Origin of the sequence: Burkholderia sp. MSMB1498, from assembly GCF_001526245.1 — a bacterium.
GTDB classification, from domain to species: Bacteria; Pseudomonadota; Gammaproteobacteria; order Burkholderiales; family Burkholderiaceae; genus Burkholderia; species Burkholderia savannae.
The window spans coordinates 78,658-90,956 of sequence record NZ_LOYJ01000124.1 but is presented as its reverse complement, the minus strand read 5'-3'; the positions used below and the strand labels follow the sequence as shown (position 1 = coordinate 90,956).

The following is a 12,299-nucleotide window of genomic DNA, read 5'->3' as shown; positions in this document are numbered from 1 at the left end:
ACGACGCGCGCCGCGATTCGGCATCGATCTTGAAAAACGAAAGATTGAAAAACCGCCGCAGGGCTCCGGGCTGACGCGCGGCACATTACATGCGTGTCGCCGCGAGCACGCCGGACGTCACGCGCGCATCACGGTTGACGGTTCTGCGTCGCGGAGGTCGGGCACGCCGGGTCCTTGCCCCAGTGGTTCTCGCACACGCGCCAGCGGCAGAGCTGATCCTCGAAGAAACCGCGCTCGCCGCACGCTTTCACGCGCGCGGCGAGCGACGCATCGGCCGATGCGGACGTCGCCGCCGCTACCGTTTTCGTCGCCGCATTCGCGCTCGATTTCGCCGCGTCGGCGGCCGGCTTCGCCGAATCGGCCGGCTTCGTTCGCGCGACGAGCGCGGCGAGCAGATCGGCATCCGGATCGTCCTTCCCGTTCTTCCCGCTTTTCTTCGCGACGGCCTCGCGTCGCGGCTTCTTCGCCTGCGCGGCTTCGACGGCCTGCGCTTTCTCGCGACGCTTGCGCGCCGCGGCCTCCGCCTTCGCGTGCGCCGCATCTTGCTTCGCAGTGCTGCTCTTCAGCGTGCTCTTCTCGGCGCTCTTCGCCGGCTTCACCGCCGCAATCGCGGCAGCGGCCGTGGCCGCTCCTGCGGCGGCCTCGGTCGCCGACACGTCGGATGCGCCGTTCGCGAGCGCGCGCGACAAACGGCTCTCGCCCGCCGCCGACGCGGCCGGCTTCACGTCGTTCGCGACGCTGTCGTCGTTGACGATCGTCGCGGGCTGCGGCGCCGATGCCTGCGCGATCTGCGTCACGCTCGCGGTCGCAGCATGGCTCGCGGGCGCGGCCGCCGCCACGGGCGCCGACGCGGCGGCCGCGACTTCGCCTTGTTCAGTGGAAGACTGCTGCAATCGCCATGCACCCCACCCGGCTACGGCGACGACTGCGAGCGCGACGAGCGCGATCGGGCCTTTGCGCGAACGCGGTGCGTTTTCGGGCTGGGGGGAGACGCGACCTTCAAGATTCGCGAGAATACGCGAGTTGTTCGCACCGCTTTCTTTGCCGGCATCGGAGGAAAGCAGGCTAGGCGGGGCTTTCGAATTCGAATCGTCCGGCGCGCTCATTCAGTGTCTCGTTGAATCCTGGTTTAATTCGCCGCAATAATATTGTCCCGGCCTTCGCGGAAGCAGGCCTGATTCTAAGATCAAGCATTGCAAATTACAATCGATTCCATATTCCGGGGTTTTCTTTGATTGCCGTCGTTCTAGTCGCATATTTCGCCGTCGCCGTCCTCGCCGCGGCGCTGCTGTTATTACCGGCAGTGCGCGCAACGGTATTCGATTCGGTCGCCCAATTCCACGGCCGAATCAGCCGGCGCGCATCCGATCGCGCCGCCCGTGCGCGCGCGCGTCTCGAGCAATCGGCAAAAATGTCGCGCTCGACTTTAAGCGGCATGCAAAATTTACTAGTGCGGCGGCGCTTGCTGATTGCGACCACGACAGGTATTCTTGCGACGCCTCCATTGATTGCTATCGCGTTACGCGGTCGGCAACTATTCCAATACGACGACACTTTACGCGCGCCGGACGAGAAAATTGCCGCGCTTTTAAAAGGCGAGCAGCTCGTTCCGCCGTTGCCGCTGCCGCCCGAAGTCTTCGCCACTCGCGAGGTCGAGCAGGTCCGGCCCGCGCTGAAGGACGCAAGCCGCGATTGGAATTTGCTCGATACCGATTTCAGAACGCGCCTGTTGCTCGCCTACAAGATCATGCACGAGCGATACGGCTATGAAATGGCGCTGCTCGAAGGCTATCGCAGCCCCGAGCGGCAAAACCGATTGGCGCAAATGGGCGGCAACGTCACCAATGCGGCGGCGTTCCAGAGTTATCACCAATACGGTCTGGCGGCCGACAACGCGTTCCTGCGCGACGGCAAGCTCGTCATCTCGGAAAAAGATCCGTGGGCCATGCGAGGCTATCAGTTGTACGGACAAGTCGCCGAAGAGGTTGGCTTGACCTGGGGTGGCCGATGGAAAATGATGGACCTCGGACACGTCGAATACCATAAGCCCGGCTTCAAGCTCGGGCGCTCGTCCGCTCGATAAAGGACGAGCAGGAAATAATGAGGGCGGCATGGGGCAACCGAACATCGCGACAGGAACACAATCCTGCATTCATTCGATCGGCGCGCGCCGGCCGACGATCGCACCGCGCACGAACGCGCCGTCGCCGGCCTCGCTGCGGCGGCCTTTCCTCTCCCCACATGCATTCGCGACAACGTGACGTCACTCGAAGCCGTCACGCTTGTCGCCGCGGCATGCGCCCACCGCGCGCGCACGCGGACCGCGTCGTCGCCTAATTCGCCTTATTGAATCTGAATCGCACCGGAACCTGAACGTCCTATGCAACGCTTCCTCAACGTGTTGACTCACCCTCGCACGCTCACGATCGTCGGCTTCGCCGCGCTCGCGGCGGTTCTGTTCATCGCGGCCGATGCGCTACAGACCGGCTTCGTGTGGGCGGCCGCCGCGTTCGCCGCCGCGCTCGCGCTGTGGCTCGCGACGAAGCTCTGGCGCCGCTCGCGCGTGCGCCGCGCGAACCGCCAGCTCGGCGACATCCTCGAGCAGCAGGCCGAAACGGGCAAGGTGTCCGCCGCCGCGGCCGAGCCCTCGAAGCCGGCCGATCTCGACGTGCTGCGCCTGCGCCTCTCCGACACGGTGAAGACGATCAAGACGTCGAAGATCGGCCAGGTGTCGGGCGGCTCGGCGCTGTACGAGCTGCCGTGGTACATCGTGATCGGCAATCCGGCCGCCGGCAAGAGCAGCGCCGTCATCAATTCGGGGCTGCAGTTTCCGTTCGCGGACAAGAACAGCGCGGTGATCCACGGGATCGGCGGCACGCGCAACTGCGACTGGTTCTTCACGACGGAAGGCATTCTGCTCGACACAGCGGGCCGCTATTCGGTGCACGAGGAAGACCGCAGCGAATGGCTCGGTTTCCTCGATCTGCTGAAGCGCCATCGTCCGAAGGCGCCGATCAACGGGATCATCGTGACGGCGAGCATCGCCGAGCTGACCGGCAACCGTCCCGAGTTCGCGATCAACCTCGCGAAGAACCTGCGCCAGCGCGTGCAGGAGCTCACCGAGAAGCTCGAAGTGTTCGCGCCCGTCTACGTGATGTTCACGAAGGCCGATCTGATCACGGGCTTCACCGAATTCTTCAGCAGCAGCGACCGCCAGGAATACGACCGCGTGTGGGGCGCGACCCTGCCGTACGAGCCCGACGAGAAGCGCGACGTGGTCGCGCTGTTCGACGAGCGTTTCGAAGAACTGTACGAAGGGCTCAAGGAGATCAGCGTCGCGCAACTGTCGCTCAGCCGCGGCAACAAGCTTTCGCCCGGCCAACTGAGCTTCCCGCTCGAATTCTCGACGATCAAGCCCGCGCTGCGCTCGTTCCTCGCGACGCTGTTCGAGGACAATCCGTTCCAGTACAAGCCGATCTTCCGCGGCTTCTACTTCACGAGCGCGTTGCAGGAAGGCGAAACGAACAGCGCCGCCGCGCAGCGGATCGCGAATCGCTTCGGCCTCGATGCGCAAAGCCTGCCGAAGCCGCACAGCGCGTTCTCGAAGAACGGCTTCTTCCTGCGCGATCTGTTCTCGAAGGTGATCTTCGCGGACCGCCAGACGGTGCGCCAATTCGCGAGCCCGACGAAGACGCGCATGCGCTACGCGACGTTCTTCGGCTTCGTCGCGGCGCTCGCGCTCGCGCTCGGCGGCTGGACGTGGTCGACGATCGGCAACCAGCAGCTCGTGTCGAACGTGCAGGCCGATCTCGACAACGTGACCCGCTTGCAGCAGAACCGCAACGATCTGCAATCGCGCCTTCAGGCGATGGACATTCTCGAAGACCGGATCGAGCAGCTCGAGCAGTTCCGCCGCGACAAGCCATTGTCCGTATCGCTCGGCCTGTATCAGGGCGACCGGCTCGAGCAACACCTGCTGACCGAGTACTACAACGGCGTGCGGCAAATCCTGCTGAACCCGGTGTCGGACAACCTCGCATCGTTCCTGAAGGACGTGAATACGCATCCGGACCAGCTCGCGCCGATGACGCGCGCGCCGGAATCCGGCGCCGTTCAGGCGGGAGCGGGGGCGGCACCGGCGGGCCCGATGGCGGTGTCGGCGAACGCCGCCGCGCCGGGCGCGGCGCCCTCCTCCGCCGTCGCGCAGAATCGGCAGCAAGGCGGGCTCTACAACGACGCGTCGCCGACCAACGTCGAGGACGCATACAACGCGCTGAAGACCTACCTGATGCTGTCCGACAAGCGGCACGTCGAGCAGGCGCACCTGACCGACCAGGTCGCGCGCTTCTGGCGCGGCTGGCTCGAGACGAATCGCGGCAACATGCCGCGCGACGAGATGATCAAGAGCGCGGAGCGGATGATCACGTTCTACCTGTCGCGCGTGTCCGACAACGACTGGCCGATGATCGAGGCGAACCTCGCGCTCGTCGACCAGACCCGCGAGAACCTGCGCCGCGTCGTGCGCGGCATGCCGGCCCGCCAGCGCGTGTATGAAGAGATCAAGGCGCGCGCGTCGACCCGCTTCGCGCCGATGACGATCGCGCGCATCGTCGGCGAAGGCAACACGGGCCTCGTCGCGGGCAGCTACGCGATTCCCGGCACGTTCACGCGCGAGGCGTGGTTCCAGTACGTGCAGCCCGCGATCCGCGACGCCGCGACGAAGGAACTGCAAGCGAAGGACTGGGTGCTGAACACCGCGACGGCCGACGACCTCACGCTCGAGGGCAGCCCCGAGCAGATTCAGAAGACGCTCGTGGCGATGTACAAGACCGAGTACGCGCAGCACTGGCAGAAGTTCATGCAGGGCATCGCGGTGCAGGGCTTCGGCAACTTCACGCAGGCGGTGGACGCGATGAACAAGCTCGGCGACCCGCAGGATTCGCCGATCCGCAAGGTGCTCGAGACCGCGTACGACCAGACGTCGTGGGACAACCCGTCGCTCGCGAACGCGACGATCAAGAAGGCGCAGACGGGCGTCGTGAACTGGGTCAAGCAGTGGTTCACGCGTCAACCGGGCGGGCAGATCGCGGCGAACGTCGACATCAACGGCAATCCCGCCGACGCGCCGATGGGCCCGATCGGCCAGGAGTTCGTCGGGCTCGGCCGGATCGTCGCCACGCACGACGGCACGTCGATGCTCAAGGGCTACATGGATACGCTGTCGAAGGTCCGCACGCGCTTCAACGTGATCAAGAACCAGGGCGACCCCGGCCCCGGCGCGCGCCAGCTGATGCAGCAGACGCTCGACGGCAACGGCTCGGAGCTCGCCGATTCGCTGAAGTTCGTCGACGAGCAGATGCTGACGGGCCTGACCGATTCGCAACGCAAGTCGCTGCGCCCGCTGCTCGTGCGCCCGCTGATGCAGGCGTTCGCGGTCGTGATCCAGCCGGCGAGCGTCGAGGTGAACAAGGTGTGGAACGCGCAGGTCTACCAGCCGTTCCAGGGCTCGCTCGCGAGCAAGTATCCGTTCGCCGCTGGCGCCAAGGTCGAGGCGGGCGCGAGCGAAATCGCGCAGGTGTTCGGCCCCGACGGCTCGATCGCGAAGTTCGTCGGCACGACGCTCGGACCGCTCGCGGTGCGCCGCGGCGACACGCTGTCCGCGCGCACCTGGGGCGACATGGGCCTCGCGCTCACGCCGGACTTCACGAACGGCTTCGCGCGCTGGGTCGCACCGCTCGCGGGCGGCGCGGCAACAAGCGCCGCCGCGTCGTCCGAGCCGCAGACCGTGTTCCAGGTGTTGCCGCAGCCGAGCAGCGGCACGACCGAGTACACGATCGCGATCGACGGCCAGCAGCTGCGCTACCGCAACACGCCGCCGCAATGGACGAACTTCGTGTGGCCGAACCCGCAGGGCTCGCCCGGCGCGACGCTGTCCGCGACGACGTTCGACGGCCGCACGGTGCAGCTCGTCAACGAGCCGGGCCGCTACGGCCTCGAGAAGCTGATCAACTCGGCGCAGCGCAAGCGCCGCCCGGACGGCACGTTCGATCTGACGTGGACGCAAGGCAACGTCAGCGTGTCGGTGACGATGCGCATCATCAGCACGTCGCAGCCGACGGGCGGCGGCGGCGACCAGCCGCAGCAGCAGAGCCTGCGCGGCCTGCGCCTGCCGTCGTCGGTCGCCGACGCGAGCGCGGGCGGCGCGCCCAACGCGGCCGCGCAGCCGGGCCCGGGCGTCGTGGCCGCGGCGCCGCAGGCCGCCGTCGCGGCGGCTTCCGCATCGAACGCACAGGGGGCGCAATGACGCAAACGGTCCAGGCTCAGATCGCGTACTTCGGCAAGATCCCGTCGCGCGGCGACTTCGTCAAGAGCGCGCACAATCCGCAGCTTCTGCAGACGCTCGACCACTGGATCGCGCGCGCGATGGAACTCCTCGCCGACGACCCGCGCTGGAAGATCGTCTACGAAAGCGCGAAGCCGATGCACTTCGCGTTCCTCGGCTCGAAGAGCCGGCTCGCGATCGCGGGCCACATGATCGCGAGTCACGACGCGTCGAACCGGCGCTTCCCGTTCCTCGCGGCAACGGCGCTCGAAGTCGAGCGGCCGCTCACGTTCCTCGCGCGCAGCCCGCTCGCGTTCGCGCGGCTCTGGTCGCGCGCCGCCGCGCAGATGCAGTCGCTCCTCGGCCCGCAGGAGCCGCCCGGCGCGCTGCAGGTGCTCGGCGACACGCAGGTTCCGATCGACACGGGCGGCCCCGGCAGCGCGCACGACGGCACGTTCAACGATTTCGTCGAGCACCAGACCCTGTACGGCCTCGAGCAGATGCTGCTCGCGAGCGGCCACCCGGTGAAGCTGCGCGGCGCGATGCTCGCGCTCGGCTCGCTGCTGCGCCCGGTGATGCAAAGCGGCACGTCGCACATCGAGCGCGGGCTCACGCTGCCGCTGCCGACCGATCCGTTCTACCGGAGCCTCGTCGCCGCGTTCTGGCTCGAGCTCGTCGCGCCGTTCGTGTCGCGCGCCGACTTCGAGCTCGCGATCTTCATCGGCACGATCGCCGAGCGCGAACGGCTCATCATCGGCTTCAACGGCGCATCCGCGAAAACCCTGCACAGCGTGGTCGATCCGCAGACTTACGCCGAACACAACATCGACATCGACGATCCGGAATGGATCGACGCACATGCGCAAAACGACCATGGGATCAGCAAGCTCGTCAGTTATCTCGAACAATCGCAACTGTCGCTGCGCGTGTGCATCGACACGTTCCATGAAGCGTTCATCGGAGCGTGACGCAATGACGAAGCCGCTCGCCTCCTCCCGCTTCAGGCTCGCGCTCGCCGCGCTCATGCTCGGCGGCGCGCTCAACGGCGCGGCGCTCGCCGACAACGTCGGCCCCGCGACCGTCACGCCGATCGACGCGGGCGGCGTGCCCGTACGATCGACGCCGCTCGCCGCACCCGCCATCGCCGCGGCAAGCGGCGCGGGCGGCGGCGCGACCGTGTCGTCGCCGCCGCCCGCGAACGCGGCGCCAGGTCAGGTCGTCGCGGGCGGCAAGGTCGCCGACGAAGCGACGAAGGCCGCCGTGCTGCAGCGCCTGCGCGACGCCTACGGCGCCGCGAACGTCGTCGACCAGATCGAAGTCGGCGACGTCGCAACGCCGCCGAACTGGTCCGCGAACGTGCAGAAGCTGATCGGCCCGCAACTGAAACAGATCAGCAAAGGACAGCTGAAGATCGACGGCACGCAGATCGACGTGAAGGGCGAAGTCCACAACGAGGCGCAGCGTCAGCAGCTCGCGAGCGACATGGCGAACGCGCTGAACCCGACCTACACGATCAAGAACGGGCTGCGCGTGAGCGCATCCGAGCAGGGCCTGCTCGACCAGACGCTCGCGAACCGCACGATCGAGTTCGAGACCGGCAGCGCGACGCTCACGCCGCAGGGCCGCGCGATCCTCGATCAGATGGCGAGCGCGCTCGCGAAGATGACGAACCGCACGGTCGAGATCATCGGCCACACCGACAACTCGGGCAACCGCGCGTCGAACATCGCGCTCAGCCAGGCGCGCGCGGACGCGGTGAAGGGCTACCTGGTGACGAAGGGCATCGCGTCGCAGCAACTGACGACGACGGGCGTCGGCCCCGATCAGCCGATCGCGTCGAACGACACGAGCGACGGCCGCGCGCGCAACCGCCGGATCGAATTCCGCGCGGGGCAGTAAGCGGCGCGGGCGCGAACGGCGGCGGGCGAAGCGCTCGCCATGTGATCCATGTGATGGTACGGGCGTTACGGCAGCACGCGGCACGCGGCACGCGGCACGCGGCACGGCACAATGAAAAAGCGACGGACGGCCCTTTCGAGCCTCCCGTCGCTTTTTCTTTTGCGGGCCGGCTTTTCGCGCGCCGGCCCGCGCTCACGCGTTGTCGTCCGGCTTCAGCCCGAGCAGCTCGCGAATGTGCGCGAGCGAGCCGTCGTCCTTGACGACCGACGCGAGCCACTGATGCAGCGGCATGTCCGCCCACTCGGCGGCCTTGTCGGCGAGATACGCAACCGGGCTGTGCGGCTCCGTCCCACGGAAATACTTCGCGACCGCGCGCAGTTGCTCGACCGCCTGCGCGCGATTCTGAATGCCGGCGATCACGATCGGCGCGGGCGCTGACGGCGCATGTCTCTGCACGTGCTCCTCCTGGGAAAGCGGCGTCCTGAAGCTCGGCTCCGCGCGCTCGGGCGGCGCGCCCGGCGCATTCTGCGCGCCGGCCTGCGGCTGCGCGTCGGCCGAGTAGCCCTGCTCTTTCGCGAAGCGCTCGGCGAGCCGGTAGACCGTTTCGTACGCGTCGCGCGCCTGCCTGAAGCTCGGCGCCGCCTCGCCCGCGCGCTGGTCGAGCTCCTGCTCGAGCGCGTCGAGCGCCGTCCGGAACGCGTTCAGCTCGCCGAGCAGGCGCGCATAGAACGCGACGGACGTCATCCGCTTGGACGCCTCGATCTGCTCGACCGACGGCTTGCCGCGCGCGATCTCGTCCGCCTGCTCGGGGTCGCGCCGGATCGCCTGCACGACGTGCTGCGCGACGTCCCAGTCGAGCTCGCTGAACGCGTTCGACGCGCCGTCGGTGAGCGGCACCGCGCGCAGCAGATCGGCGGTGCGCCCGGCGAGCCACGCGACGTTGCCGAGCCGGTATTCGGCGTCGTCGCCGTCCGGCAGCGGATGCACGTGATCCCAGAATTGCCGGCAAAGGCTCGCCAGCAGCTCGTAGCCCTGCGTGAGCCCGCCGATGCCGTCCTCGAGCGCGAGCGCCTCGGTCAGCCACACCGCGAGCCGCAGGTCCTTGGTGCGTTCGCGCAACAGCGCGCTCGATTGCTCGACGACGAAGCCCCAGTCCGCTTCCTTGATGTCGGTGATCCACTCGCCCTGGTCGAGCGACGGATCGTCGAACTTGCGCGCGTGCTGGATCGCGTCGAATTCGGCGGAGAACAGGAGATCGTCGCCGCACGGCGACGCTTCGCTGATCGGCGTCAGCAGCTCGGTGAGGTTGATCGGCATGGTCGAATGCTATGTCAGTGCGTTGCGGCGTCCATCGTTGCTTGAAGACACGCGCGGCGCGTGACGCGCGCGCCGCGCGGCGGCCTTACTCGACCGCGTACTCGAATTCGCCCGTCTCGGCCGCGCGCGCGGCGATGCGCGCGATCGCTTCGCCGTCGGCGATCCGCGACAGCACGTGCTCGGCGATCTCCGGCAGCAGCGTGCCGTTCAGAATGTGATCGACGTTGCGCGCGCCCGAATCGACTTCGGTGCAGCGCGCGAGCACGGCGTCGACGAGCGACTCGTCCCACTCGAACGCGGCCTTGTGGTTCGCCTCGATCCGGCCGCGGATGCGTTCGAGCTTCAGCTCGATGATCTCGGCGAGCACGTCGTCGGAAATCGGATAGTACGGAATCACCTTCATCCGGCCAAGGAACGCGGGCTTGAACGTCTTGTAGAGCTGCGGGCGCAGCGTCTCGGCGAGCGCCTCGGCGTCGGGCAACTCCTCCGGCGTCTTGTTCAGGCACGCCTGCATCACCGCCGACGAGCCGACGTTCGACGTCAGGATGATCAGCGTGTTGCGGAAGTCGATCTCGCGCCCTTCGGCGTCGTCCATCGCGCCCTTGTCGAACACCTGGAAGAACATTTCGAGCACGTCCGGATGCGCCTTCTCGACTTCGTCGAGCAGCACGACCGAATACGGATTGCGGCGCACCGCTTCCGTCAGCACGCCGCCCTCGCCATAGCCGACGTAACCGGGCGGCGAGCCCTTCAGGCCCGACACGCTGTGCGCCTCCTGATACTCGCTCATGTTGATCGTGATCATCTTGCGCTCGCCGCCGTACAGCACGTCGGCGAGCGCGAGCGCGGTCTCGGTCTTGCCGACGCCCGACGGCCCGACGAACAGGAACACGCCGCGCGGCTTGTTCGGGTCCTCGAGGTTCGCGGTCGCGGTGCGCACGCGCTGCGCGATCGCGTCGAGCGCGTGGTCCTGGCCGATCACGCGCGCGCCGATCAGATCGCGCAGATTGAGCACGGTCTCGATTTCGTCCTTCACCATCCGGCCGAGCGGAACGCCCGTCCAAGACGCGACGATTTCCGCGACGACATGCCCATCGACCTGCAGCGGCACCATCGGCTGGTTGCCCTGCAGCGCGCGCAACGCATCGACGCGCCCGGCGAGCTTCGCGCGCGTCGCGTCGGCGTCCGCCGGCTTGCCGTCGGCGGACGGCTCGCGCGCGGCGTCGAGCTCGGCGCGCAATGCGCCGATTTCGGCGACGAGCGCGCGCTCCTCTTCGTAGCGCGCCTCGTCATCGGCGAGCGCCGTCGAATCGGCGTCGCGCTCGTCGCGCAGCGCGGCGAGGCGCTCGTCGTGCGCGGCGCCGCTCGCGGCTTCGCGCTCGAGCGCCGCGATCTCCGCATCGATCCGCTCGATGCGCTTCTTCGTGTCGTCGATCGCGGCGGGCGTCGCGCTGTGCGCGAGCGCGACCTTCGCGCATGCGGTGTCGAGCACGCTGATCGCCTTGTCCGGCAACTGGCGGCCGCTGATGTAGCGATGCGACAACCGCACCGCCTCGGTGATCGCGTCGTCGAGAATGCGCACGTTGAAGTGCTTCTCCATCAGCCCCGCCATCCCGCGCAGCATCGCGGCGGCGAGCGGCTCGCTTGGCTCCTCGATCTTCACGACCTGGAATCGCCGCGCGAGCGCCGCATCCTTTTCGAAGTACTTCTTGTATTCGCTCCATGTCGTCGCCGCGATCGTGCGCAGCTCGCCGCGCGCAAGCGCCGGCTTCAGGAGATTCGCCGCGTCGTTCTGGCCTGCCTGCCCGCCCGCGCCGATGATCGTGTGCGCTTCGTCGATGAAGAGGATGATCGGGTGCGCGCTCTTCTTCACCTCGTCGATCACGCTCTTCAGGCGATTCTCGAACTCGCCCTTCACGCTCGCGCCCGCCTGCAGCAGGCCCATGTCGAGCACGTGCAGCGCGACGCCGGAGAGCGGCGGCGGCACGTCGTCGGCCGCGATGCGCAGCGCGAGCCCTTCGACCACGGCCGTCTTGCCGACACCCGCCTCGCCCGTCATGATCGGATTGTTCTGCCGGCGGCGCATCAGGATGTCGATCGCCTGGCGGATTTCCGCATCGCGGCCGATCACGGGGTCGATCTTGCCTTCGCGCGCGCGCTGCGTGAGGTTCGTCGTGTACGTGTCGAGCGCCGGCGTCTTCGACGGGCCGCGCGGCGCGTTCGCCGCCGCGCCGTCGGGCACCGCGACTTCGGCCTCCGCGTGCCGCGGCTCGGCTTCGGGCGAGCCCGCCGTGATCTCGTCGAACTTGTGCTTCAGGTCGTCGACGCGCACGCGCGCGAACTGGGACGACATCCGCTGCGCGAACTGCGCGAGATCGGGCCCCGTCAGCAACGCGAGCAGCAGGTGGGTCGAACGAATCCGGCCGATCTGCGAATCGAGCGACGCGATCAGCCACGCCTGCTCGAACAGCTCCGTCAGATGCACCGAGAACACCGGCGTACGCGTGTTGCCTGTCTTCAGTCCGTCGAGCTCGCGCTCGAGATCCGCGCGCAGCGCGTGCGGATCGACGCCGCTCGCGCGCAGCACGAGCGGCACGTCGCCGGTCGATTCGTCGAGCAGCGCGAGAAACAGGTGTTCGAGATCCACTTCATAGTGACCGCGCGCGAAACAGTGGCTGGCGGCGCGCTCGGCGGCCTTCCGGCACACCGGATTCAGTTTCGCGATCAGGGTCTTCAGGGGCGTGCTCATCGGTTACGGTCC

General features: G+C 67.6%; 7 protein-coding genes. 4 read left to right on the top strand and 3 right to left on the bottom strand.

The genetic code is table 11. The annotated features are described in order from the left end of the window. Positions 1–128: 128 nt before the first annotated feature. Positions 129–1,106, bottom strand: a complete 978-nt coding sequence (locus tag WS91_RS29375) for a hypothetical protein (RefSeq protein WP_059671521.1) — start codon at positions 1,104–1,106, stop codon at positions 129–131. A 125-nt stretch (positions 1,107–1,231) separates the two neighbouring features. Between WS91_RS29375 and WS91_RS29370 the strand changes: the two genes are divergently transcribed. The 4 genes from WS91_RS29370 (at position 1,232) to WS91_RS29355 (ending at position 8,221) form a co-directional block, all read left to right on the top strand. Then, a complete protein-coding gene (locus tag WS91_RS29370; RefSeq protein ID WP_059581615.1) occupies positions 1,232–2,083 on the top strand; it encodes a M15 family metallopeptidase in 852 nt (283 codons plus the stop codon). Between the two features lie 297 nt (positions 2,084–2,380). Continuing rightward, positions 2,381–6,304, top strand: a complete 3,924-nt coding sequence (gene tssM / locus WS91_RS29365) for a type VI secretion system membrane subunit TssM (RefSeq protein WP_038746402.1) — start codon at positions 2,381–2,383, stop codon at positions 6,302–6,304. After that, positions 6,301–7,290 carry a type VI secretion system-associated protein TagF gene (tagF, locus tag WS91_RS29360; protein ID WP_059581619.1) on the top strand — a complete coding sequence of 330 codons (990 nt, stop codon included), beginning with the start codon at positions 6,301–6,303 and terminating at the stop codon, positions 7,288–7,290. The genes tssM and tagF overlap by 4 nt, the downstream gene beginning before the upstream one ends. 4 nt (positions 7,291–7,294) lie before the next feature. After that, a complete protein-coding gene (locus tag WS91_RS29355; RefSeq protein ID WP_038746397.1) occupies positions 7,295–8,221 on the top strand; it encodes an OmpA family protein in 927 nt (308 codons plus the stop codon). A gap of 192 nt (positions 8,222–8,413) precedes the next feature. Here the strand turns inward: WS91_RS29355 and tssA are convergent, their stop codons facing one another. Next, positions 8,414–9,538, bottom strand: coding sequence for a type VI secretion system protein TssA (tssA, locus tag WS91_RS29350; protein ID WP_059581624.1), 1,125 nt, complete (start codon positions 9,536–9,538; stop codon positions 8,414–8,416). A gap of 85 nt (positions 9,539–9,623) precedes the next feature. Further along, positions 9,624–12,287, bottom strand: coding sequence for a type VI secretion system ATPase TssH (gene tssH / locus WS91_RS29345; protein WP_059671520.1), 2,664 nt, complete (start codon positions 12,285–12,287; stop codon positions 9,624–9,626). Between the last annotated feature and the right edge of the window lie 12 nt (positions 12,288–12,299).

What these genes read in the sequence shown, in the direction of transcription:
- WS91_RS29375 (WP_059671521.1), bottom strand. Translation starts at nt 1,106, where the DNA reads ATGAGCGCGCCGGACGATTCGAATTCGAAAGCCCCGCCTAGCCTGCTT.
- tssM (WP_038746402.1), top strand. Translation starts at nt 2,381, where the DNA reads ATGCAACGCTTCCTCAACGTGTTGACTCACCCTCGCACGCTCACGATC.
- tagF (WP_059581619.1), top strand. Translation starts at nt 6,301, where the DNA reads ATGACGCAAACGGTCCAGGCTCAGATCGCGTACTTCGGCAAGATCCCG.
- WS91_RS29355 (WP_038746397.1), top strand. Translation starts at nt 7,295, where the DNA reads ATGACGAAGCCGCTCGCCTCCTCCCGCTTCAGGCTCGCGCTCGCCGCG.
- tssA (WP_059581624.1), bottom strand. Translation starts at nt 9,538, where the DNA reads ATGCCGATCAACCTCACCGAGCTGCTGACGCCGATCAGCGAAGCGTCG.
- tssH (WP_059671520.1), bottom strand. Translation starts at nt 12,287, where the DNA reads ATGAGCACGCCCCTGAAGACCCTGATCGCGAAACTGAATCCGGTGTGC.